This window comes from Aeromicrobium changchenzhani, from assembly GCF_057586615.1.
In genome coordinates this window covers 3263789-3287919 of the sequence record NZ_CM172480.1, presented here as the reverse complement: position 1 = coordinate 3287919, position 24131 = coordinate 3263789, and the positions used below count along the sequence as shown (strand labels likewise).

Sequence of the window (24131 nt, the reverse complement as noted above, 5' to 3'; positions counted from 1 at the left end):
TCAGTACTGGTATTTCAGGCCGTCAGTGGGCGACTGCGGTATGGATGGGACGGTCGGAAGCGGCTCGCCGAACTCGAGCGCATCGTAATGATTGATCGGGAAGCTGGTCGGCATCTTGCCCACCGCCCTGGCATAGGCGGTGGCGACCGCGGCCTTGGCCGTGGCCACGCCGAACTCACCAGCGCCGCCGGGCTTACCTGTCGTGGGCGGCATAACGATGATCTGAACCTCCGGCGGCGTGTTCCACTCGCGGGTGTAGAAGTACTCGTCCCAACTGCCTTCGAGGAAGTGCCCGTCCTTGAGGTGCAGGCTCTCGGTGAATATTTGGCCGATCGCGTCGGTGATACCGCCCTCCATCTGGGCGGCGAGACCACGTGGATTGATCGCTAGACCGATGTCGATCGCGAGAATTACTTTCGTGACGCGGGGCCCGGTCACGCCGTCGCGAATCGGTCGATTGATCGTCTCAGGGCGCGCATCCACTTCGACGAGCGCCGCATTGACGCCCTTGTATTCTGAATGCAATGCAACGCCCTGCGCAGTGTTCTTGGGCATCTTCTTGCCCCAGTTGCCGGCTTTGGCGACCGCATCGAGGACCGCCACGGCCCGCTTGTCCTTGAGGAACTCGCGGCGGAACTTGTAGGGATCCTTGCCAAGCTTCGCGGCGAGCTGGTCGACCATCAGTTCGACCGCGGTCACGACGTCGGGATTGAAGAGGTTACGGGCGCTGCCGGTGTGGTAGGTATCGAATGCCTCGGTCTCGTTGAGCAGTTGGGTCACAACGCCGAAGTTGTAGGGGACGTTGACGGTCGTCTCAAAGATCGTCGTCGAATATTGGATGAAGTTTTGAGCGGGCAATTGCGCCAAACCGCCGGTGATCGCTTCGCCGAAGCCCTGGGTGTAGTCGGTCGAGACACCGGTATGACGTTGTTCGAAGGCCAGAACATTGCCAAGTAAGTAGCTTGCCCGGATGCGCGACGTGCAGATCGGATGTACCCGCCCAAACCTAAACTCATCGGTACGGTGCCACATCAGTTTGACTGGCTTGCCGATCTTCTGCGAGATTTCGGCCGCCTCAATGGGGGCATTGGCGAACATCCGCCGGCCGAAGGCGCCGCCAGCCTGGACGACGTGCGCCGTGACCTTGTTGATTGGCATCTTCAGCTTCGCGGCAATGCGTTCTTGAGCGAGGATCGGCGACTGCATCGCTGACCAGATTTCGGCACGGTCCTTGCGTACGTCGGCGATCGCGGTTTGCGGCTCGAGCGCACTGTTGCTCTTCCAGTGGAAGACAAACTCCGATTCGATGCTCTTGGCAAGTATGGGCAACTTCGGGACGACGAGCGGAAGCTGGGAGGCGCGGAGCTTTTTCAGCACGGTCGCGTCGGACTCGTTGTCCACGGTCCCGGGACCCCAGTCGACTTTGAGCGCACGTATCGCATCGATGCATTGCCCAAAGGTCGCACCGCGTACGGCGACCCCGGTATCGATCGTCACGACATCGGTGATGCCGGGCATCGCGGTGACTGCGGCGGCATTCTGGACGGACTTGACCTTGCCGTTAATTGTGGGTGCGCGACAAATCATGGTGGGCAGCGCGTTGGGCACATCGATGTCCATCGCATATTTCTTGCGGCCCGTGACGACTTCGAGCGCATCGGTGCGGCTTTGCGGCGTCCCGATGATCGAGAACTTCGCCCGTTGTTTGAGCGTCACCGATGCGCGGCTTGTCTTGGTGACGGCTGCCTTCTCAGCAAGCGAACCGTAAGACGCCCTGCCGCCGCTGGCGGAGATGATCATGCCTGCCTTGGCGGTCAGTTCGGTGACGGCGTCTCCGAGGACAATTGAAGCGGCGCCGAGGAGTTGCTTGCGGGCGAGCGCCGCGGCAACCCGGAACGGAGTGTAAGTAGAGATCGTGGTGTTGGAGCCGGCGGTGAACTGATTAAAGATGAGTTCGGGTCGTGCATCGGCAAGCGTGACGTGCACCTTGTCCAGCGGCAGGTCTAGCTCCTCGGCAATGATCATGGCGCTCGACGTCGCGATGCCTTGGCCCATCTCCAGGCGGGGCATCGCGAATGAGGCGCTGCCGTCCTTATTGATCACGATCTTGATCAGCCCAGATGTCGGCAACGTGGCGGCGGTCAACAGGTCGTTGAGATCGAATAAATCAGCGGGCTGTGGAAGTGACGGAATGGCGGCTGCGGCCGGGTCGAACACAGCGCCGCCGAATTGGGCGGCGACCGCCAGGGTCGGGGCGGCGACAAGGTAGCCAAGGAAGTGACGGCGGTCAGTGCCGTCTGCCGTTTCGGGCGTGGCCGGGTTGGCCATAGGGGTCGCGGAGTCGGATTTTTCTGGGGTTCGTGCCATGGTGATCCTCTCATCGGTGCCAGCCCGAAACCGTCTCCCGCCGGTTTACTTCGGGTCACTGGGTCACTCCCACCCATAACCACCGTGACACACATCACTGCTCTTCAACATGGTTCCGATGCCCAGCATTCGGCCCCTGCGGTTGTGCACCAGCGTCACTCAGTCACGGCTGCGAGTCAGCAGATGGGCGCGGATCGCCAAGCTAAACTCGATCGGCAGCGGTGCCGTGGAGAGCGGCTGACCGAGGACTTCCTCGAGGTGTCGTATCCGGTTAATGACAGTGTTGCGGTGGCAGTGCAGTTGTTCGGCACTGCGCGCCGTGGATCCACCCGTGCCGACCCAGACTTGGAGGGCGTCCCACAGTGGTTTGCGAGCGGCAGCGTCGAGATCGAGCAGCGGCCCGAGCCAAAGCCGGACAAGGCTCGCACTGAGCTCGGCCGAGTTCAGTAGCAGTGCCTCGGGCAGCCGATCATCGAGCGAGACTGCGCCGACGCCGCTGGCGAGACTGTGCAGTGCGAGTAGCGCCTGCCTATGAGCGACCTCGATGTCGGCCAACTCATGGATGACCGACGACATGCCAGCTGAACACAGCGGGTCAACCGACAAAACATGCAGGGCAGTCTGCGTGGATTGCTCGTCGAGTTGAAGGATGCCGACAGTGCTGTCGGCCCGCGGTTGCCAGGTCGATTCGATACCGCGACGCAGTAGTCCGTGCTGCACGCGACTCACAAGGTCAGCCGGCTCGAGTCCCGCACCAGCGGTGGCGTCGCCGATCACGACCACCACGAACCGCCCATTCAGTGGCAGATCGATGACCCGCGAAGTTTCCTGGAGAAAACGTGGGTCGGTAGCCCGCCCGCTCAGCAGCCCTTCCCAAACAGCGGCTCGTCGCTGGTCGTCCGCGCGGACAAGACGCATCTCGGTCGAATGGTATGCCGCTGCGACCTGGGCCGATGTCCTATCAACAGCAGACCAGAGCCTGGTGCCGACAATGCGCAGCGCATCGGGGCCGATCTGCTCATCGCCGCTGGCTTCGTCGTTGAATGCCTCCCAGATAATGCTGCCGCCGAATCTGAACGATCGCAGCACATCGTCCAACGGCAACCCCTGCTGGGCGCGACGTCCGCCGGTGGCTCGTGCTGCGTCGAAATAGTGTGCGTGCTCGTCGAGTCGGTCGGTCTCGAGAGTGTCCATGAGTTGCAGCACGCGCACGATGTTGTCATGGCAAGATCGCGTGAGGTCTTCGGTTGGGACCACATCGGCAGAGCCGTAGCCGGGGTTTTCGGCGAGAATTGTATCGACGAGTTTACCGGTTAGGAGCGGCACTCGCGCATGCACCTTGGCGACAAGATCGGGCCAAAAGGACGTGTTTAAGGCGTCGGGCATGCAGTCTCAGCCCTTCGGTTCGGTGGTCGCGGCATTCAACTAGCCTCCCACCGATTGCGCGGGATGCAAGATGAAATCCAACCCGAGGGATTGGCGGAAACGGGACCGGCCGGGTCCACCCGTCATGCGATGTCAGGGCGTCAGCAGGATCTTCCCGGTTGCTTTGCGATTGTCGATCAGGTTGAGTGCCTGTGCTGCGTCGGCCAGCGCGAAACTGCCGCCGATGACCGGCGACAGGGCACCGGACTCGATATGCGGAAGGATTGCTGCCCATTGCCGTCCGACATAACCGGGCCGCTTAAGTACGAACGCGCCCCAACCCACACCAACAACTGAAATGTTGTTGAGTAGCAACCGGTTGACCTGGACGGTCGGGATCGAGCCGCCAGTGAACCCGATAACCAGCAAGCGACCGTTTTCTTTGAGGCAACGAAGTGAGTCGGTGAATCGGTCGCCGCCGACTGGATCGACAACGAGATCCACGCCGCCTTGGGCCTTGACCGCATCCTTGAAACCGTCAACGAGGACGAACTCGTCGGCGCCAACTTCGAGCGCGATTGCGCCCTTCTCGGCCGTGGAAGTCACGGCGATGACTCGACCCGCGCCGTACGCTTTGGCGAGCTGAATTGCGGCGGTGCCGATGCCGCCAGCAGCGCCGTGCACGAGGACCGAGTCGCCCGCGAGCATCTGGCCGCGCTCGATCAATGCAAAATAAACCGTGAGGTAGTTGAACGGGATCGCTGCGGCCTGCTCGAACGGCACATTGTCGGGAAGCTTGAAGGTCAGGTCAGCCTGCGCGGCGACCTGCTCGGCGAAGCCGCCCAACAGCGGTAACGCGGCAACCCGGTCGCCGACCGTGAACCCGGTTGATTCGGCGGCAGCGAGTACGACGCCAGCGACTTCGGCGCCCGGCGTGAATGGCAAGTCGGGCTTGATTTGATACTTGCCGCGTGACTGCAGGACCTCGGGAAATGCGACGCCAGCGGCCTTCACGTCAATTAAGACCTGCCCTTCGGCGGCAACGGGCGCATCGACGTCGAGGAGTTCGATTGCTTCGGGACCATCGAGTGAGGTGATCTGAATTGCCTTCATATTGGCACCCTACCGCACGACTAAGCGCTTGCTTAGAAAACTGAAGAGTCAATCGACACCTGGACGGTTTTCAGGCCCGGCGCGCAGCCAATGTGAGTGGTGCCTTGTCTTCGGGCACATTCGTGATGTTCCGCAATCGGTTGGTCGTTGGTTTGACTGCGGTCACGTCATAGCGCTGCAAGATCTCCTTGAGCACTGTCGTCCCCTCCATCAACGAGAAGCCAGCGCCGATGCAACGTCGTACGCCTCCGCCGAACGGGATCCACGTGTTGGGAGCGATCGGGTCGTCAAGGAAGCGCCGCGGGCGGTAGCGGTGTTCAGCGGAGAAGTTTCGTCGGTGCGAGAGCATGATTGACGGTGCGACAGTGACCCCGCGTGGCAACGACCAACCGCCAATGACCTGCGGTGACTTGAGACTACGGGCGACGAAGTCGATGACCGGATGCAATCGCATGCCTTCCTTGAGGCAGGCCTCGAGAAAGGCGTCATCGCCCGCGTCAGCAGCCGTGATCGCGGTCTGTCGGAGCTCAGGATTGCGGCCGAGTTCGTGCAGCGTGAAGGACAGCGCCGACGCCGTCGTCTCGTGACCGGCCAGCATTAAAGTGACCAATTGATCGCGCAGTTCGGCGTCGGTCAGCGGCTCGTGGTCCTGATCCGTGCCGGTGCCGACCCGCAGCAGCCGGGATAGGACGTCGCCTCGATCATCCAGATCCGGGGCGGCGCGACGCTCGGCGATCTCGGCATACAAAAGAGCGTCGACCTTGGCCTGGTTCTGGAAATAGCCCTTCCACGGTGGCAGCGCGAAGAGTTTCGGATAGGACCAGGCGAGCAGCATTTTGGCGTCGATGTTGACCATCCGGTTGACTAGCGGGCGCAACACCTCCAGTCGGGACTCATCGGTCACACCGAACACAACTTGGAGGATGACCTCCAACGTCAACGCATTCATGCGATCCAACGTCACAAGGGTCTGGCCGTCGGTCCACGTGTCGATCTCGTGCTTCGCAATCGACTCAACGATCGAGCGGTAGCCGCGCAGTGAGGCTCCGTTGAAGGCTGGCATCAGCAATTTGCGTGCTCGCTGATGCTCGTCGTCGTCAGTGAGCAGCAGCGAGTGCGGACCCATGACCGGCTTGAGGATCGCGTTGCCTTCGCCCGCATGGAACTGAGTTGGGTCGCCGGCGAAGATTTCCTTGAAGTCTTCGGGTCTGCTGAAAATGATCAATCGTCGTGGTCCGGGCAGGATGCGCACCATGAAGGTGTCGCCATACTTCGCGTGGTACTTCTTCATGAATTTGGTGCGTTTGCGCATGAAGCGCCACGTCATTAAGAGTGCGGGCACGGACGGACCCGGCGGGAGTCCGTCGTGTGTCGCCAGCGCCGCGGGAGCGTCCGTGGCAGTCATGCCGCGGACTCCCAGACAAAGTCCGGGGCCTTGATCTTGCGCGTCTCCCACCAGTACTGGAAGGTGAACTTCGGCCAGATTGTGCGGTTCTTGCCGTGACTGTCCAGATACCAACTCGTGCAGCCGCCCTGAGTCCAGATGCCCTTCTCGACAAGCCGTTGAACTTCGGTGTTGAACGCGCTTTGCGCTGCGAGAGTTGGCTCGGCGGCAGCTGCGCCGCGTTGCTGCATCTCATCGAGCATCTTGATGATGTATTTGGTTTGCTGCTCGATCATGAAGACGACCGAGTTGTGGCCGAGCGCGGTGTTGGGCCCAAGCATGAAGTAGAGATTTGGGAAGTTGTGGATCGCCATACCCATATAGGTCTCGGTGCCACCCTCCTTGAACTGCGTTGCGAGATCGATCCCGTTGCGGCCTTTGACGCTGAGGTAGTCGAAGGCATCGATCACATGGAAGCCGGTGCCCCAAATGATGACGTCGGCATCGTGCTTGACGCCATTGCCGTCGATGACACCGTCCGCGACGATCGTGATGGCGCCATCGGTGTTGAGTTCGACATTGTCGCGAAGAAAGGTTGGGTAATAGGTGTTGGATTGCAGGACGCGCTTGCAGCCGAGGCGATAGTCCGGCGTGAGTTTGGCCCGCAGTTCGGCATCGGGGATCGCTTTCGCGAGATAGCGCTTAACCACCTGCTCGGCGATGGGCAGCACATTGAGGTGACCGTTGAAGGCGATTGCGCGCGACTCCAGCCCCCAATAGAGAACGTTGCGGTAGATGCGAGTGGCGCCGGGCACGTTGCTGAAGATGGTCTTTTTGACTGCAGAAGTCGGCTTGTCCTTCTTGGGCAGTACCCAGGCAGGAGTCCGCTGGAAGACCGTCAGGGTGTCGACTTCTTTGGCGATGATCGGGATGAACTGGATCGCACTGGCGCCAGTGCCGATGACGACGACTTTTTTACCCTTGAGGTCGGCATCGTGGTTCCAGTTGGAGGAGTGGAACATTTCGCCGGTGAATGAGTCGGTTCCGTCGATCTCCGGGATGTTGGGGATGTGCAGTCCGCCGACGCCGGCGACCAGGACGCGAGCGACATACGTCTCGCCGTTGGTGTGGATCGTCCAACGCTTCGCGTCTTCATCCCAGGTGGCGCCTTTAACCTCGACACCGAAGTCAATCTTGCTGCGGATGCCTTTTTCGTCGGCCACCTTGCGTAGGTATGCCCAGATCTCCGGCTGGCCAGAAAAGCTCTTGCTCCAGTCGTTGTTCAGCTCGTAGGAGAAGGAGTACATGTGGCTGGGGATGTCGCACTCGCAGCCGGGGTAGGTATTGTCACGCCAGGTGCCACCGACATCGCCGGCCTTCTCAAGGACGACGAAGTCATCTCGTCCGGACTCGAGTAGCTTGATGGCCATTCCCATGCCGGAGAATCCGGTGCCGATGATGATGACGTCTTTGGAGATCATGTTTCAGATACTATCGGTATCTGGAATAGATGCCAATGGGTGTTCCAGTGATCGTGAACACGCATACACCGAAAGGGAGCCATGAGCCTCAACCAATCAGCTGGCACCAGCCGAGCCGAGCGTCAGGCGCGTACGCGTGACGCGCTGATCGCAACCGCGCGCGAGATGTTCTTGTCCGATGGCTATGCCGCGACCTCGCTTGACCGTGTCGCGTTGCAGGCGGGCTACTCCAAGGGCGCGGTCTATTCCAATTTCGCCGGCAAGGAGGAGCTCTGTATGGCGGTTCTCGATAGCATCCATGCCGAGCAGATCGAAGGGGTTCTTTCCGCGTTCACGAAGGACACCGACCTTGACGGTCGGATCGAAGCGTTTGTCGAGTGGGCGCGAGTTGGCTTGGGCAGACCTAGATGGACCGCGCTTGAAGTCGAGTTCGCCGGCTCGGCGCGGCAGAGCCCATACGTCGCCGCCGAACTTGCCAAGCGGCACCGCGAGATAATTGACGGCCTCGCGCAGTTGATCGCCGAAGTCACGAGTCAGGCCGGGGTCGAGATCGCCCTGACGCCGCAGCAGGCGGCAACCGCATTGCTGAGTCTCGGCATCGGACTCGGCGCTATGCGCTCGCTCGACGGCAGCCTGGATGTCGATGTCTTCGGCAACACCATCAGGGCCCTGCTCGCCAAGGCTTGAGGCCGCCGCGTGCCCACTCGGCGTCCGGCAGGACAGTCAGGACGGAATGCGGGCCGGCTCCTTGCTCATCCAGATCATGTCTTCGTCAAGGTCGGTATGACGGTGATCCCAGGCATCGAGGAAATAATTCTGGCGCACGGTCCAAGGCCGATTGGATCCCTGTTGGGGCAGGTCACCGACGACGCGCTGCACGTAACCCGAAGACAAATCCAAGATCGGGGCGGCGCCGTCGACACCGGCCGGATCTGGCATCCCGAAGGCATACCCGTTGTCATCCATATGCTTGATCAGCCGGACAACATACTGCGACGAAATATCGGCGCGCAGGGTCCAGGATGCATTTGTGTAGCCAACGCACCAGGCGAAATTGGGGAGCCCGCTGAACATGAGTCCCTTGTAGGTGAAGAGCTCGTGCGGATCGATCGCGCGGCCATCCACCTCGACCTCGATCTGGCCCATGGCGACGACTTTGAGACCGGTCGCCGAGATTATGATGTCCGCGTCGAGTCGGTCACCCGAAGCGAGGGCGATTCCCTTGGCGTCGAAGGCCACGATGCGATCGGTGACGATTGACGCGTCGCCGTGCCGCAAGGTGCGGAACAGGTCGCCATTCGGCACGATGCACAGGCGTTGATCCCATGGCTTGTAGCGCGGGGTCAGGTGTTTGGCGTCGAAATCTTTGGGCAATGCTGCCTTTGCGCGGGACAGCAGGACACGCCTCGCGGCCGTCGGAAATTGTCGGCAGAACAGGTAGAAGCCGACGGCAACCACCGCATTTTTCTGCCGGATCACCCGATGTGCGAGCTTCCCCGGCAGGACCTTACGCATACCGTCAGCGATCTTGTCACCCTCCGGTAGCGCGGTGATGTAAGTGGGGGAGCGCTGCAGCATCGTGATGTGGCCGGCCTGCTTGGCCATCGACGGGATCAGTGTCACGGCGGTCGCCCCGCTGCCGATGACGACGACCTCCTTGCCGGCGTAGTCGAGGTCTTCGGGCCAGAACTGCGGGTGGATCAGGGTTCCTTCGTACGATTCAAGGCCCGGAAAATCGGGGAGGTAGCCCTCGTCGTAGGAGTAGTAGCCACTGCACAGGTAGATGAAATTTGCCGTGATCTCGGTCGTGCCATCGGCTGTGCTCGACGTGATCGTCCAGCGGGCATCCTCCGATGACCACGCGGCGTTGGTGACACGGTGGCCAAAACGGATGTGTTGCTTGATGCCGTATTCGTCGGCGGCGTCGCGGATGTAATCGCGAATGTCGGCGCCATCGGCGATCGACTTGGAATTGGTCCAGGGGCGGAATGGATAGCTGAGCGTGTACATGTCGGAGTCCGACCGGATACCTGGGTAGCGAAAGAGGTCCCACGTTCCGCCGATTGCGTCGCGCGACTCCAACAGCGCATACGTTTTGTCCGGGCAGGTCTCCTGCAGCCGGTAGGCCGCGCCGATTCCCGACAGCCCTGCTCCGACGATGATGACGTTGACGTGATCGGTGATCATGAACATCCCTTCGGTATGTGACATTAAGAGTGTCACATACCGAAGTCGTCAGTGTGCCGTGATTTTGAGCACTTTGTCGTCGGACCCGTTCGAGGTCGTGACATAGAGGGCGCCGTCGGGGCCTTCTACTGCGGCGCGGAGACGACCGTACTTGCCACGGATCGACTTCGCGTCGCTCTGCTTCATGAGTTTGCCAGCATTATTGAACTGCAGCACGGTCAGCGATTTGTCCTTGAGCGCGGCCACAATCATCGCGCCACGCCACGCGCCCCACTGCTCGCCGCGCAAGAATGTTCCGCCGGACGTGGCGATCGTGGAATTGCCCGATGACCATGCCGCATCGCTCTGCTTGCCCGGCAGGCTGTGATCGGTCATTGGCCGCTTCTCGTTGAAACCAGGTAGCGGACTCCAGCCGAAGTCACCGCCACGCACGGAACGGTTGACCTCGTCGTCGCGGTACGACCCTTGCTCGATCGACCAGACCGTCCCGTCGGCGGGCCGATAACTCAGGCCCTGCACATTGCGATGGCCATAACTCCATACGCGTTGCTTCATTCTGTTGCTGCTGCTCGCGAACGGATTATCGGACAATCCCTTGCCGGTCGCGTCGTCGATCCGGAGGACCTTGCCGCCGCCCGATTTCAGGTTCTGGGGGTTGCGGCCATCGGCGGCATCACCGGTGCCGACATATAAATCGCCGTTCTTGCCGTGTTCGAGGGCGCAACCGCCGTGGCGTCCTGATGTTGAAGGCAGCCCGGTGACGAGATTGCGTACGAAGGTCAGCTTCTTCCCGAGGTGCCAGCGAACGACGCGCACATCTTGGGTATTTGAATCCTTGAAGCCGTGGCAGGTGATGATGTCGTGACTGGTGTTGTAGTCCGACGCCGGAAGCACCGACATGAGCCCGGTTTCGCCGTTGTGCCACATGCCGGTTGGTGAATCGAGTACGACGGTCGAGCTGCCATCAGGCTTGCGCAGCGTGATCCGCTCGCGATCGCGTTCGGTGTAAAGCATGTCGCCAGTTGGGAGAAAAGTGATGTCCCACGGGATCTGAAGACCCTTGACTAGGACTTTCGCTGTCAGTGTTGGGACCTTGGTCGGGTTCGGTGCGGCCGTTGTCGGTGCTGCGGTCGCAGTCTTCGAGGGCGCGGACGTCGCGTCGCCACCGGCGCAGGCTGAAACGGTCAGCCCGAGGGCGGCGATCAGAATTGGCCAAGACTTCATACCCGCCATTGTGCCTAAGACAGAAAACTGGCGCTTATAACAGTTTGTAACCTGTCATAAGCGCCAGTTTTCGGGGTTATCGTGGGAAACCTTTTGGGGTTAGTAGCCGCCGTTGTCTTTGTAGCGCTGGAAGCTTGCGGCGACTTCGGCTTCGGCTTCGGTGCGGCCGACCCAGTTGGCGCCTTCGACCGACTTGCCGGGCTCAAGATCCTTGTAGACCTCGAAGAAGTGCTGGATCTCAAGCCGGTCAAACTCGGGCACGTGGTGGATGTCGCGTAGGTGCTCCTGGCGTGGATCGGATGCTGGAACGCACAGAACCTTGTCATCGCCGCCAGCCTCATCGGTCATGCGGAACATGCCGATCGCGCGGCAAGCAATCAAACAACCGGGGAAGGTTGGCTCGGAGAGCAGCACGAGTGCGTCGAGCGGATCGCCGTCGAGACCGAGCGTGAGATCGATGAAACCGTAGTCGGCGGGGTACTGCGTCGACGTGAACAGCGTGCGGTCGAGCCGGATCCGATGCGATGCGTGGTCGACTTCGTACTTGTTGCGGACTCCCTTGGGGATCTCCACGGTGACGTCGAAAATCACAATTCCTCCGACTAGATTGGGTGCGCGCGCATGGCGCGTTCAAAGCATGGTTCAGGGACTTATAGTGTCACGCATATGGTCAACAGGCGCTCGAGCAGGGTAGCGCGATCTCGTGGTGTCATTGCCATCCCATTGGTTGTGACACTGCTGATTGCGCTGCTCGGTGTCGGTGCATACCGCAGCGGCAAACTCAATCCGCTGATTTGTGACGGTCCGTGTGCGGCGCAATATGTCGACCCGCCCGAGCAGCTGGGAACCGTCGGCGCGCGTATGACGATCCGGCCGGACGTGATCCCGGCAGGAACCCTCAGCGCAGCGAAGGTTGCTGCGGCGGTGAAGCCAGGACTCGCCCAATCCGGGCTCGGCACACAGTCCGGATTCGTCGCCTTGGATCTGGCCTCCGGCGCGGTGCTGGCGACCAAGGGATCGGGTACCTTCACCCCGGCCTCGACGACCAAGCTGCTCACCGCATACGCGGCGCTCGACACGATTGCCCCGCAGACGAGATTCGCGACTCGCGTGGTCAGTGACGGATCTGGTGCCATCGTGTTGGTCGGCGGCGGCGACCCCTATCTCGATGCGAAAAAACCCAAGCCGGCCAAATATGGCCACCATGCGACGCTGAGCAGTCTGGCTGCCCGAACGGTCGCCGCATTAAAGAACTCCGATACGAAGTCGGTGACGCTCGGTTTTGACGCGGCGCTGTTCAGCGGTCCCGCAGTTAATCCGCACTGGCCGAAGTCATATATCACCGAGAACATCACCACTCCGGTCAGCGCGTTGTGGGTTTCCCAGGGCGTGGACAGCAACGGCATCCGTTCGCGCGAACCGGCGCGTACCGCAGCCGAGCAGTTCGCCGGCCTGCTGACGCAGAAAGGTATCAAGGTCACCGGCAAGATCGCACCCATCACCGCGAGCGGCAGCGCTACCGAGCTCGCACGTGTTGAGAGTGGCACGGTCTTGCAGATCGTCGAATCACTGATCCAGCACAGCGACAATCAAGCTACCGAGGTCATGCTGCGGCACGTGGCAATTGCCGAACACAACGCCGGATCATTCGTTGCCGGTGTCGCCGCGGTCAAGGCCGTATTGACGCGCAACGGCATACCCGCGACCGGACTCACGCTGTATGACGGCAGTGGTCTATCGCGAGATAATCGCATCGCACCGACGACGCTGGTGCATCTGGTTCGTGCGGCAACGCGGGATGAGCCACCGGGGAGCCTCGTCAGCGATTTGCCCGTCGCCGGGTTCAGCGGCTCGCTACTGCGCCGCTTCAGCGACTCGTCCTCGGCGCCGGCCAAAGGTGTTGCCCGTGCCAAAACCGGCACGCTGACCGGCATCAGCAGCCTGGCGGGAATTGTTCAGGACGCCGACGGCCGGCCCATCGTGTTCGCGATCATGGCCGATCGGACGAAGGCCGTAGGAACTTTGACCGCCGAGGCAGCGATCGACCGGATCGTGGCCGACCTCGCGCGTTGTCACTGCGGTGGTTGACCGGCGCTTTCGCTTTGGCCGTACGGTTGGCTCATGATCGATTGGGAGTTCGCGCTGCAGACCGCCGAGCGATTGTCGCGCCCCGGCCCGCAGATTTCTGCCGCCGAGGTTTCCGAGGCGGTGGCCGAACTCCGCGCGGGTGCGGCCCGTTCTGAGGCACCGGTCCGCGAGTTCACTAACCTGTATGCGTCTTCTGCGACCGCCCCGATTCTCGTCGTCGATCGGCCGCGCTGGGTCGAGGCTAATCTCGAGAGTTTCAAGATTATGCTCGATCCGTTGATCGACAAACTTGAGCATTCGCCGAAGGCTCCGGGACCGCTCGGCAAGGCAGTCGGCCGCAAGATCAGCGGCGGCGAGATCGGCGCATTGATGGCATTCATGTCCTCGAAGGTGCTGGGCCAGTTTGATCCGTTCTATCGTGGCCCGAATGGCGATCAGGGGCGTTTGTTGTTGGTCGCGCCCAATATCGTCAAAGCCGAACGAGAACTCGACGTCGACCCACACGACTTCCGGCTTTGGGTCTGTCTGCACGAGGAGACTCACCGGGTTCAGTTCACCGCCGTCGACTGGATGAGCGATCATCTCAAATCATTGATGGAGGAGTTCGCCGATGCGACTGATCTAGACGGAAATGCCCTGAAAAAGTTCCTTAGCGACGGCGTCGGCGAGTTCGTTCGGATCGTCAAGGGCAGCTCCGAAGTATCGATTTCCGAGCTATTCCAGAACGACAAGCAGCGTGCGATCGTCGACCAGATGACCGGCATCATGTCCCTGCTCGAAGGGCACGCCGATGTTGTGATGGACGGTGTCGGCCCGGAGGTCATCCCGAGCGTCGAGAACATTCGTCGCAAGTTCACCCAGCGACGCAAAGGCGTTGGGCCGTTCGATCGGCTGCTGCGTCGACTGCTCGGCCTCGAGGGCAAGATGCGGCAATACCGTGACGGCGCCGTGTTTGTCCGCGAGGTCAACGATCGTCTCGGCCGCGACGGCTTCAATGCCGCCTGGGAAAAGCCAGCCAATTTGCCGACCAAGGCCGAAATCCTCGAACCCAGCACTTGGGTAACCCGCATCCACGGCTGATTCGGGGCACATGACGATGGGTGGTGCACTCGACCCGATGGTCGCACGGGCGCGCAACGCAGTCGCCGAGGTGCTGGCCGATCTTGACCGGAACGCCCGCGTCGTCGTCGCGGTCTCAGGCGGCGCCGACTCGCTGGCGCTGGCCGCAGCAACTGCTTTCGTGGCAGCGAAGCGGGACCTCGCAGTGAGCGCGGTCATCGTTGATCATCAATTGCAGACCGGCTCGGCTGACGTGGCCGCGACCGCAGCCAACCAGCTTGCTGGGCTAGGCATCCACGCCGAGATTGTTGCGGTGACAGTCGGCGTCGAAGGCGGGATGGAAGCGGCTGCACGGGCTTGTCGCCGCGAGGTGTTCGCGGCCCTCGACGCCGATGCAATTCTGCTTGGCCACACCCTGGACGATCAGGCCGAAACCGTGCTGCTCGGCCTCGGGCGCGGCTCGGGAGCACGTTCGCTGGCTGGCATGGCGGCGATCGACGGTCCCCTGCGACGGCCATTCCTCGGACTGACCCGACACGACACCGAGCAGGTTTGTCGGGCGAGCGGGCTCGATTGGTGGACCGATCCACACAACAGCGATCCGTCCTTCACCCGCGTACGCCTTCGACACGAAGCGCTGCCATTGCTCGAGGAGATCCTCGGTGGCGGAGTCGCAAAAGCGTTGGCACGAACGGCCGACCTCCTGCGCGACGACAACGCGGCCCTTGACCTTGCGGCGGCCCGCCATAGCGGCCAGCTTGAGGTACGAATGCTCACCGAACTCCCTGCTGCGATCCGGTCGCGGGTCCTGCGCACTGCTGCTCTGGCGGCGGGGGCGGACGGCTCGGAACTTGCGGCGCACCACATACGCGGCATGGATCGGCTGGTCACCGACTGGCACGGTCAGCAACGAATCGAACTTCCCGGCGGGGTTGCGGCGCAGCGCGCGGGGGACGCAGTGGTGTTCGTGCCCACCCCTGTGGGACGCTAGGCCAGTGGAGAAGACACATATTGAGGGCGACCTCGATCTAGACAAGACCCTATTCACTGAAGCGCAGATCCTCGACCGCCTCAAGGAAATGGCCGTCGAGATTGAGCGCGACTACGAGGGCAAAGAGATCCTTCTCGTCGGCGTACTCCGCGGCGCAGTCATGGTCATGGCCGATCTTGCACGTAGCCTCAACCGGCACGTCGAGATGGACTGGATGGCGGTGTCGTCATATGGATCAGGTACCAAGTCCTCCGGTGTCGTTCGCATTCTCAAGGACCTTGACTCGGACTTGACCGATCGGCACGTGTTGATCGTCGAGGACATCATCGACACGGGTCTGACTCTGTCGTGGCTTATCACCAACTTGCGCTCGCGCGGCCCGGCCTCGGTCGAGATCGCGACCCTATTGCGCAAGCCAGATGCGGTCCAGATGGACGTTGACGTCAAATATGTGGGCTTTGAGATCCCTAATGCCTTCGTCGTCGGCTATGGCCTTGACTACAACGAGAAATACCGAAACCTGCGCTGCGTCGGCACTCTCGCGCCGCATATTTACTCCTGATCCACCGCCCGCGGGAACCAAACCTGTGACCGTGCGCGTTCACTAGATGGGCGGGCCTCCGGTACCGTCTTACTCTCGGCATTTTCTCAAGGAGGAGTGGGCCCCGGTCCGCTGGCTATGAATTTCAAGCGCTTTCTCAAAGGTCCATGGATGTGGATCCTCGTCACCGTCATTCTGGTGCTCGCGGTGTTCAACTTCGCTTCCTCCTCAAAGGGCTACACCGAGATCAAGACCGCCACGATGGTCACGTACTTCAACTCGAACAAGTTAAAGGACGTCACGTTCGTCGAAGGCGATCAACAAATCCGTGCGACGCTCCAGAATGGCAAGAAAGTCCGTGCCACCTGGATCGGTGATCAGGGTTATGATCTGGCAAACCAAGCGGAAAAATCGGTGGCCAACAAAACGCTCAAGACGTGGACTGTCGACAAGCCGAAGCAAAGTTTCTTCTCGACGCTGATCTTCTCCTTCGGGCCGATCATTTTGCTCGTACTGCTGTTCCTGTTCCTCATGAACAACGTCCAGGGCGGCGGTGGCCGGGTTATGCAGTTCGCCAAATCCAAGGCCAAGCTGATCACCAAGGACACTCCTAAGACGACGTTTGCTGATGTCGCCGGTTGTGATGAAGCGATCGAGGAGCTCGGCGAGATCAAAGAGTTCTTGCAGGAGCCAGCAAAATTCCAGGCCGTCGGCGCGAAGATTCCCAAGGGTGTCCTTCTGTATGGTCCGCCCGGCACCGGCAAGACACTGCTGGCCCGTGCAGTCGCGGGTGAAGCTGGCGTGCCGTTCTACTCAATCTCGGGCTCCGATTTCGTCGAGATGTTCGTCGGCGTTGGCGCCAGTCGCGTGCGCGACTTGTTCGAACAGGCCAAGGAAAACGCCCCGGCAATCGTCTTCATCGACGAGATCGACGCGGTCGGACGGCATCGCGGCACCGGTATGGGCGGCGGCCACGACGAGCGCGAACAAACTCTTAACCAATTGCTGGTCGAGATGGATGGCTTCGACGTGCGCGGCGGCGTCATCTTGATTGCGGCTACCAACCGGCCTGATGTTCTCGACCCCGCACTGTTGCGGCCCGGCCGTTTTGATCGACAGATTGGCGTCGAAGCGCCCGATCTGGCTGGTCGTACCCAGATCCTCAAAGTGCATTCGCGCGGCAAACCGATGGCCGATGGTGTCGATCTCGAATCGATTGGTCGCCGTACGCCTGGCTTCAGCGGTGCTGATCTGGCCAATGTGCTCAATGAGGCGGCGCTGCTTACGGCCCGCAACGGCAAGAAGGTCATCGACAACTACGCCCTCGACGAGGCAATCGATCGCGTCATCTCCGGCCCGCAGAAGCGCAGCCGTCTGATGAACGATCACGAGAAGAAAATCACTGCCTATCACGAGGGCGGCCATGCGCTCGTCGCTGCGGCACTGCCAGGCAGCGATCCGGTGCATAAGATCACGATCCTGCCGCGCGGACGTGCACTCGGCTACACGATGGTGCTCCCCGACGAGGACAAGTACAGCCAGACTCGTGGCGAGTTGCTCGACAAGCTCGCTTACATGCTGGGCGGCCGAGCGGCCGAAGAACTCGTCTATCACGATCCGACGACCGGCGCCGGCAACGACATCGAAAAGGCCACCGGGCTCGCGCGTGCGATGGTCACCCAGTACGGCATGACTGAACGTCTTGGCGCGGTCAAACTTGGCGAAACTGAGGGGCAGCCGTTCCTCGGTCGCGACATTGGGCATACCCGCAATTACTCTGAGGCGGTCGCGGCGATTGTCGATGAGGAGATCAACAAGCTCATCGCGACCGCGCATCAGGAGGCCTTCGACATCCTCGAGGCCAATCGCGATGTTCTTGACAGCTTGGTCGTTGAGCTGCTTGAAAAGGAAACCCTAGACAAGGCTCAAATTGCCGCGATCTTTGAGCCGCTGCGACGTCGCGACGTGCGCCCGCCTTGGACCGGCTCGGACATGCGCCCGCCATCGAGTCTGCCGCCGGTGGCAACGCCAGATCGGGTGTTCGTCAACTCGAGTCTGCCTGGCATGGCGCCGGTCAACCAGCCGGTCCCGGAGGATGAAACCACGAAGGGTCAGGGCACGGTCATCGCACCCGATCAGGGCACGGATGCTCCGGAGCAGTCGTGACCGTCGATCACGAGCGTGCCGAGGCTGCCATCCGCGAGCTGCTGTTCGCGGTTGGTGAGGATCCCGACCGCGAGGGCCTGCGCGAGACGCCAGCACGGGTCGCCCGCAGCTATGAGGAGATGTTCGCGGGGCTCGGCCAAGATCCACTCGATGTTCTGTCGAAGACGTTCGACGTTGGCCACGATGAGCTCGTTCTGGTCAAGGACATCGAATTGTGGTCGATGTGCGAGCACCATCTGGTGCCGTTCACCGGCGTCGCCCACGTTGGGTACATCCCACAAGAGGGCGGCCGGGTTACCGGCTTGTCTAAGCTCGCCCGGCTCGTCGACGTGTTTGCCCGCCGGCCTCAGGTGCAGGAACGACTCACCACGCAAATTGCAGATGCGCTCACCGATGTCCTCCAACCACGCGGCGTGATTGTCGTCATCGAGGCCGAGCACCTGTGCATGACGATGCGTGGCGTACGTAAGGCCGGTGCCCGTACGATCACCAGTGCCGTACGCGGCCAGCTCCGCGATTCGGCGACTCGAGCCGAGGCCATGGGCCTCATCACCGCCTCCTAAGGGCTGAGAGCAGATGACCGCGCCCACTCCGCTCGACGGACTGGCCACCGACCGGTGCCTCGTCATGGGCGTTATCAACGTGACACCTGATTCGTTCTCCGACGGCGGCAAATGGCTCGATGCGGCCTCGGCGATCAAGCACGGCGTTGACATGCTCGTCGGGGGCGCCGACATCATTGACGTCGGCGGCGAATCGACCCGGCCCGGAGCGATTCGGATCGACGCTGAAGAAGAGTTACGCCGCGTCATTCCGGTGGTCAAAGCGCTGGCAGCCGAGGGCGCCATGGTGTCGGTCGACACGATGCGCGCCGCAGTGGCCCGCAAAGCGCTTGACGCCGGCGCGCAGATCATCAACGACGTATCCGGTGGTCGTGCCGATCAGGACATGCTGCCGGTAGCCGCTGCCGCCGGGCAACCGCTCGTCTTGATGCATTGGCGCGAACACTCCGCGACGATGCAGAACAACACCGACTATGACGATGTTGTCGCCGATGTGATCGTCGAGTTGCAAGTGCAGATCGCTGCGGCGCACGCGGCCGGAATCGACGATTCACAGATCATCATCGACCCGGGCCTCGGCTTCTCAAAGACCGGTGCGCAAAACTGGACCGTCCTCAACAACCTTGACGCCTTCACTGCCTTGGGCTATCCGCTTTTGGTCGCGGCGAGCCGCAAACGGTTTCTTGGCGAATTGCTTGCCGACGGCGACACGTTGCGTCCGACCGATCGTCGCGAGTCCGCGACTCTGGCGATAACCGCGATTTCAGCCGACCGTGGGGCCTGGTGTGTCCGGGTTCACGAACCTCGAGCCTCCGCCGATGCAGTGCGAGCGATTGGCCGGCTGAAGGCGGGCCAATGAACGATCCGCTGCAGGTTCATCGGTCGTTCTATGATGCGATCGAGTTTGGCGATATCGACCTGATGGCGTCGTTGTGGGCCGTCTCTGATCGGGTCAGCTGTGCGCACCCGGGCGCCGAGCTCGTACGTGGAACGCCAGCGGTGCTGCGGTCCTGGTCGATGCTGATGGCCAACGTCGGTTACATCCAATTCTTCCTAACCGACGTCGAGATCTTGCTCTGCCCGCCGGGCTCGGACGATCCGCAAACCGCGGTCATAACGTGCACGGAGAACATTCTGTCCGGTGACGGCCTCGAGTCGGTCGAGTCCTTCGCCGGGATTAAGGCAATAGCAAGCAGTATCTTGGTCAGGGATGGGCAGTCCTGGAAATTTTGGATGCGCCACGCATCGCCGGTCATGGTGACTGACGAGCACGGAGAGGATCAGCAATGAGTTGTCCCGTAGGCCTCGATCGCATCGATCTGCGTGGCATCACTGCACGTGGGCGGCATGGATTGTTCGCGTTTGAACGCGAAAATGGGCAACCGTTTATCGTCGATGTGCGCCTTGGTCTTGACCTCGGGCCAGCGGCCAACGACAAGGATCTGCGCAAAACGGTTGACTACGGTGAGCTTTCTCAGCGCATACACGATGCCATCACCCATGATCCGGTCGACCTGATTGAGACATTGGCGCTGCGTATGGTGGACTTATGCTTGGAATACGAGTCAGTGCAATGGGTTAGCGTGACAGTCCACAAACCCGAAGCGCCCATCGCGGTGACGTTTACTGATGTCGCCGTCACGATAGAGCGGAGCCGAACGTGACAGAATCACCTACGCCGTACGTCCTTGATGCGGACACGATGACCGGAGGCATGCGCCCAATCCGGCAAGCGGTTTTGGCTTTCGGCTCCAATTTGGGCGACCGACTCAATCGACTGCAGGGCGGCGTAGCGGCGCTTGAAGACACGCCAGAGGTCACGATGGTTGCGGTCTCCTCGGTCTACGAGACTGATCCGATCGGCACTCCCGACGGATCGGGCAAATTCCTCAATGCGGTCGTTCTGATCGACACGACTCTGACGGTCCACACCCTGCTCGACCGGGCGCTGGCGATTGAGGACGCCTTCGGTCGCGAGCGCGCCGAGACCAATGCGCCCCGCACCCTTGATGTCGATCTGCTCGTCGTTGGCGATCGTGTGTGCTCAGATGATTCACTCATTCTGCCGCATCCGCGTGCTCATGAGCGTGGCTTCGTGCTCACCCCGTGGCTTGAGATCGATCCCGAGGGCGAGATTCCCGGCAAAGGCTTTGTCGCCGATCTGATCGGTGCGGTCGACACGTCCGGCGTCACACGGCGCGAGGACCTTGAGCTCCTGTTATGAATGACACAGTATGAATGACGCAGTGTGAACAAACTGTCGTGAGACACATGCGCCGCATTTCCCCGGTAACCCTTGTCCTTCTGGGCGGCCTCGGTCTGATCGTTGGACGGCTTGTGCGGCCGATTGTCGAAGGAAATGGTGGCAATGCGCCGCGCGTCGGCTGGTCGGCGGCAGTTGCGCTTTTCGTTGTCGCCGCGATTATCGGGATGTCCGCGTGGAACACATGGCAGAGCCTGCACAAGCGCGACGAACGGATGACGTCGGACCACGGCATCAAGATGCTTTCACTGGCCAAGGCGAGCGCCTGGGTTGGTGCGCTGTGCGCCGGTGGCTATTTCGGTTTCGCGCTGGCCTTCGTTGATTCGATGGACACCGCGTTCGGCCACGAGCGGGTGACCCATGCGGGCCTTGCGGGGGCGGCTGGGCTGCTCATGGTGGTCGCGGGGTTGCTGCTTGAGCGCGCGCTGCGTCTACCCGGTGGCGAGGACCAAGCCGGCAACACCGAAGCTGATGCCGACCCGGCCTAGAGCCGAGTCAGCGGAGCAACGCCGTGCGCAATGTTTCGAGCCCGACGCTGCCGAGGGCAAGGGCATTGCTGTGGAACTGCTTCAAATCGGGTCCGTTTGCGGCCACGTAGTCGTCGCGCAATTCTTCCCAGATCCGTTGACCGACCTTGTATGACGGCGCCTGCCCGGGCCAACCGAGATAACGATTGGCCTCGAAGCGGATGAATGGTTCGTTCATGTTGACGTGCTGGGACAGGAACCCAAAGGCATCGTCGCCGGTCCACGGTCCGGTGCCATCGGGTTTGGGCTTGCCGAGGTGAACGCCGAGGTCGACGACTACGCGAGCGGCCCGCATACGCTGACCGTCGAGCATCCCGAGCCGGTCGGCCGGATCGTCTAGATAGCCCAGATCAGCCATCAGTCGCTCGGCATAGAGCGCCCAGCCCTCGCCGTGGCCTGAGTTCCAGTTCATCCGGCGCCAGCTGTTCAGTTGGGCGCTGTTGTAGGTCGCGAGGCCGCACTGGAGGTGGTGACCAGGGACGCCCTCGTGGTAGACCGTCGTGAGCTCGCGCCAGGTGTCGAATTCGGTGACTCCTTCGGGAACGCTCCACCACATACGGCCAGCGCGGGTGAAATCTTCGCTGGGCGGGGTGTAGTAGATGCCGCCTTCCTGAGTCGGCGCGATCATGCACTCGAGGCGGCGCATCTTCTCGGGGATGTCAAAATGGCTGTGACTGAGGTCAGTGACTGCGCGGTCGCTGGTCGACTGCATCCATTCCCGAAGCGCGTCGGTGCCATGTAATTTGCGGCTGGTGTCACCGTCGAGGAACTTGATCGCCTCGGCGACGCTCGCACCCGGCAAGATTAGCTTGGCGATCGCTTCTTGCTCGGCCACCATGCGGGCGAGCTCATCCAGACCCCATTCGTACGTTTCGTCGAGATCGATCGTGGTGCCGACGAAATATCGGGAGGCTAGGGCGTAGTGGTCGCGGCCAACCGCATCGGCCGTGGGTGCGTTCGGTGCGAGGTCATTGGCCAAAAATGCGATCAGATCGGCATATGCCTTCGAGGATTCGAGTGCACCCGAAACGAGATCGGATTGGAGCCCGTCGGACACCGTTTCGTCGGCGCGGGTCGCGAGCTGGAAGAAATAGCCGCTGTCGGCCACCAACTTTTCGGCCTGTTTGATGACTTCTCGGATCTGCCGGATCGCCGGAACGTTGCCAGCGGTGATGCCGCTGCGCAGGGCCTCGACATAACCGTGCATCGCATCGGGAAGATTGTGCAGACGCTTGGCAACATGTTCCCAATCCGGCTCATCCGCAGTTGGCATGAGATCGAAGATGTCGCGCAGATCCTGACCGGCCGAGGCGATCACATTGAGGTCACGTTGCCAGAAGCCGGCTTCGTACTGCTCAACGTCGAGTTCAAGTGTCCGGATAAGTTCGAGGCGGGTGATGACGTCGACTGAATCGGCGGGCTCGGAGGCGCGTACGCGCGTCAACATCGCGCGAGCGGCACCGGCGGCAGCGTTCGCGCCTTCGGGTGAATGATCCGAATAATCCGATTCGCGGCCCGGCCGACCAAGGTGAGTGTGCAGCTCCGGGTTGAGGTCGAGCAACGTGTCGAGCCACTCCTCGGCAAGAACGTCAACCACCGACGGGACACGCACAGGATTGTCAGTCATACGCCAACCCTTCACTGCTTAGGCCTATTTGTCGATGTCGCCGACGACGAAGAACATTGAGCCAAGGATGGCGACCATATCGGCGACGACATGCCCCTTGAGGATTTCGGGCAGCACTTGGACATTGTTGAACGATGCCGAGCGGAGTTTCAGCCGCCAGGGCGTTTTTTCGCCGCGAGAGACGAGGTAATAGCCGTTGATGCCGAGCGGATTCTCGGTCCAGCAGTAGATCGATCCTTCTGGGGCCTTGAGGATTTTGGGCAGCCGGACGTTGATCGCGCCTGGTGCCAGTGAGCGGAGCCGTTCGATGCAGGCATCGGCCAGGTCGAGCGAGATTTTGGCCTGCTCGAGCATGACCGCGAAGCGTGAATAGCAGTCACCGTCGGCGCGGACCGGGACACGGAGTATGTCGGCTAGCTCGGCATACGCGAGATATGGCTCGTCCCGACGCAGATCAAAATCGACACCAGAGGCACGTGCGATCGGCCCGGAGACGCCGTAGGCATGGACGAGGGCAGCGCTGAGCGTGCCGACGCCGATCGTTCGGGCGCGGAAGATCTCGTTGCCGAAAATGAGGTCTTCGATCTGTGGCAACCGTTCGCGCACTGCGGCGATGGCTGCCGACGCACGATCGAGCCAGCCAGCCGGAATGTCTTCTTTGAGGCCGCCGACACGGTTGAACATGTAATGCATACGGCCGCCGGAAAGCTCCTCCATGACTTCCTGAATCGTTTCGCGCTCGCGGAAGGCATAGAAGATCGGCGTTATCGCGCCGAGTTCGAGCGGATATGAACCGAGAAACATCAAGTGATTGAGGACCCGGTTGAGCTCGGCCAGCAGCATGCGCGTCCAGGTGGCACGCTCGGGTACCTCCATGCCGAGCATGTCTTCAACGGCGAGGACGACGCCCAGCTCTGAGGAGAAGGCGCTGAGCCAGTCATGGCGGTTAGCCAGCACAATGATCTGCCGATAGTCACGAACTTCGAATAATTTCTCGACGCCGCGATGCATGTAGCCGATGATCGGCTCAGTGTGCACGATGCGTTCACCGTCGAGGGTCAGGCGCAGGCGAAGAACGCCATGGGTCGCGGGGTGCTGCGGCCCGACGTTGAGCACCATGTCGGTTGTGGCGAAGCCGGTGCCGAGACCGACTGTGACCTGCCGCCCGCCGTCGCTCGGGTTCAT

22 protein-coding genes are annotated in these 24131 nt (G+C 61.4%); 12 read left to right on the top strand and 10 right to left on the bottom strand.

Going from position 1 to position 24131, the window contains the following annotated elements; translation table 11 throughout:
- From AC2YB9_RS16585 to AC2YB9_RS16565, 5 genes are all read right to left on the bottom strand, one after another.
- Nucleotides 1-2367 carry a molybdopterin cofactor-binding domain-containing protein gene (locus AC2YB9_RS16585; protein WP_487266466.1) on the bottom strand — a complete coding sequence of 789 codons (2367 nt, stop codon included), beginning with the start codon at nucleotides 2365-2367 and terminating at the stop codon, nucleotides 1-3.
- Between the two features lie 159 nt (nucleotides 2368-2526).
- Complete coding sequence (locus tag AC2YB9_RS16580; protein WP_487266465.1) at nucleotides 2527-3753, bottom strand: PucR family transcriptional regulator; 1227 nt, start codon at nucleotides 3751-3753, stop codon at nucleotides 2527-2529.
- Nucleotides 3754-3885: 132 nt separating this feature from the next.
- A complete protein-coding gene (locus tag AC2YB9_RS16575; RefSeq protein ID WP_487266464.1) occupies nucleotides 3886-4845 on the bottom strand; it encodes an NADPH:quinone oxidoreductase family protein in 960 nt (319 codons plus the stop codon).
- 70 nt (nucleotides 4846-4915) lie between these two features.
- On the bottom strand, nucleotides 4916-6250 hold the full coding sequence (locus AC2YB9_RS16570; protein ID WP_487266463.1) for a cytochrome P450: 1335 nt from the start codon (nucleotides 6248-6250) through the stop codon (nucleotides 4916-4918).
- On the bottom strand, nucleotides 6247-7710 hold the full coding sequence (locus tag AC2YB9_RS16565; protein WP_487266462.1) for a flavin-containing monooxygenase: 1464 nt from the start codon (nucleotides 7708-7710) through the stop codon (nucleotides 6247-6249). Before AC2YB9_RS16565 ends, AC2YB9_RS16570 begins: the two co-directional genes overlap by 4 nt.
- A gap of 81 nt (nucleotides 7711-7791) precedes the next feature.
- On the opposite strand from AC2YB9_RS16565, the gene AC2YB9_RS16560 reads away from it, so the two are divergent.
- Entirely contained in the window at nucleotides 7792-8397 is a 606-nt protein-coding gene (locus tag AC2YB9_RS16560; protein WP_487266461.1) for a TetR/AcrR family transcriptional regulator, read from the top strand.
- A 36-nt stretch (nucleotides 8398-8433) separates the two neighbouring features.
- Here AC2YB9_RS16560 and AC2YB9_RS16555 read toward each other — a convergent pair whose 3' ends face one another.
- From AC2YB9_RS16555 to AC2YB9_RS16545, 3 genes are all read right to left on the bottom strand, one after another.
- A complete protein-coding gene (locus tag AC2YB9_RS16555) occupies nucleotides 8434-9897 on the bottom strand; it encodes a flavin-containing monooxygenase (protein WP_487266460.1) in 1464 nt (487 codons plus the stop codon).
- A gap of 48 nt (nucleotides 9898-9945) precedes the next feature.
- On the bottom strand, nucleotides 9946-11121 hold the full coding sequence (locus AC2YB9_RS16550; RefSeq protein WP_487266459.1) for a PQQ-dependent sugar dehydrogenase: 1176 nt from the start codon (nucleotides 11119-11121) through the stop codon (nucleotides 9946-9948).
- 99 nt (nucleotides 11122-11220) lie between these two features.
- Nucleotides 11221-11712 (bottom strand): inorganic diphosphatase, encoded by a 492-nt coding sequence (locus tag AC2YB9_RS16545; protein ID WP_487266458.1) that lies wholly within the window; start codon nucleotides 11710-11712, stop codon nucleotides 11221-11223.
- Between the two features lie 138 nt (nucleotides 11713-11850).
- Here AC2YB9_RS16545 and dacB point away from each other — a divergent pair, with 138 nt between their 5' ends.
- The 11 genes from dacB (at nucleotide 11851) to AC2YB9_RS16490 (ending at nucleotide 21280) form a co-directional block, all read left to right on the top strand.
- Nucleotides 11851-13209: a D-alanyl-D-alanine carboxypeptidase/D-alanyl-D-alanine endopeptidase gene (gene dacB / locus AC2YB9_RS16540; protein ID WP_487266457.1), complete on the top strand. Its 1359-nt coding sequence runs from the start codon at nucleotides 11851-11853 to the stop codon at nucleotides 13207-13209.
- A gap of 33 nt (nucleotides 13210-13242) precedes the next feature.
- On the top strand, nucleotides 13243-14289 hold the full coding sequence (locus tag AC2YB9_RS16535) for a zinc-dependent metalloprotease (protein ID WP_487266456.1): 1047 nt from the start codon (nucleotides 13243-13245) through the stop codon (nucleotides 14287-14289).
- A gap of 10 nt (nucleotides 14290-14299) precedes the next feature.
- On the top strand, nucleotides 14300-15259 hold the full coding sequence (tilS, locus tag AC2YB9_RS16530) for a tRNA lysidine(34) synthetase TilS (RefSeq protein WP_487266455.1): 960 nt from the start codon (nucleotides 14300-14302) through the stop codon (nucleotides 15257-15259).
- Nucleotides 15260-15263: 4 nt separating this feature from the next.
- Entirely contained in the window at nucleotides 15264-15821 is a 558-nt protein-coding gene (hpt, locus tag AC2YB9_RS16525) for a hypoxanthine phosphoribosyltransferase (RefSeq protein WP_487266454.1), read from the top strand.
- Nucleotides 15822-15938: 117 nt separating this feature from the next.
- Entirely contained in the window at nucleotides 15939-17966 is a 2028-nt protein-coding gene (ftsH, locus tag AC2YB9_RS16520) for an ATP-dependent zinc metalloprotease FtsH (protein ID WP_487266453.1), read from the top strand.
- Complete coding sequence (gene folE, locus AC2YB9_RS16515; RefSeq protein ID WP_487266452.1) at nucleotides 17963-18529, top strand: GTP cyclohydrolase I FolE; 567 nt, start codon at nucleotides 17963-17965, stop codon at nucleotides 18527-18529. The genes ftsH and folE overlap by 4 nt, the downstream gene beginning before the upstream one ends.
- A 13-nt stretch (nucleotides 18530-18542) precedes the next feature.
- Complete coding sequence (gene folP / locus AC2YB9_RS16510; protein ID WP_487266451.1) at nucleotides 18543-19388, top strand: dihydropteroate synthase; 846 nt, start codon at nucleotides 18543-18545, stop codon at nucleotides 19386-19388.
- The gene (locus AC2YB9_RS16505) at nucleotides 19385-19819 is read left to right on the top strand and encodes a nuclear transport factor 2 family protein (protein ID WP_487266450.1); all 435 of its coding nucleotides are present in this window, start codon (nucleotides 19385-19387) and stop codon (nucleotides 19817-19819) included. Before folP ends, AC2YB9_RS16505 begins: the two co-directional genes overlap by 4 nt.
- Nucleotides 19816-20193 carry a dihydroneopterin aldolase gene (folB, locus tag AC2YB9_RS16500; RefSeq protein ID WP_487266449.1) on the top strand — a complete coding sequence of 126 codons (378 nt, stop codon included), beginning with the start codon at nucleotides 19816-19818 and terminating at the stop codon, nucleotides 20191-20193. The genes AC2YB9_RS16505 and folB overlap by 4 nt, the downstream gene beginning before the upstream one ends.
- On the top strand, nucleotides 20190-20753 hold the full coding sequence (gene folK, locus AC2YB9_RS16495; protein ID WP_487266448.1) for a 2-amino-4-hydroxy-6-hydroxymethyldihydropteridine diphosphokinase: 564 nt from the start codon (nucleotides 20190-20192) through the stop codon (nucleotides 20751-20753). The genes folB and folK overlap by 4 nt, the downstream gene beginning before the upstream one ends.
- A gap of 47 nt (nucleotides 20754-20800) precedes the next feature.
- Complete coding sequence (locus AC2YB9_RS16490) at nucleotides 20801-21280, top strand: DUF3180 domain-containing protein (RefSeq protein ID WP_487266447.1); 480 nt, start codon at nucleotides 20801-20803, stop codon at nucleotides 21278-21280.
- A 7-nt stretch (nucleotides 21281-21287) separates the two neighbouring features.
- Here the strand turns inward: AC2YB9_RS16490 and AC2YB9_RS16485 are convergent, their stop codons facing one another.
- Both AC2YB9_RS16485 and AC2YB9_RS16480 read right to left on the bottom strand, forming a co-directional pair.
- A complete protein-coding gene (locus tag AC2YB9_RS16485; RefSeq protein WP_487266446.1) occupies nucleotides 21288-22946 on the bottom strand; it encodes a DUF885 domain-containing protein in 1659 nt (552 codons plus the stop codon).
- Between the two features lie 24 nt (nucleotides 22947-22970).
- On the bottom strand, nucleotides 22971-24131 hold the full coding sequence (locus AC2YB9_RS16480) for an NADH-quinone oxidoreductase subunit D (protein ID WP_487266445.1): 1161 nt from the start codon (nucleotides 24129-24131) through the stop codon (nucleotides 22971-22973).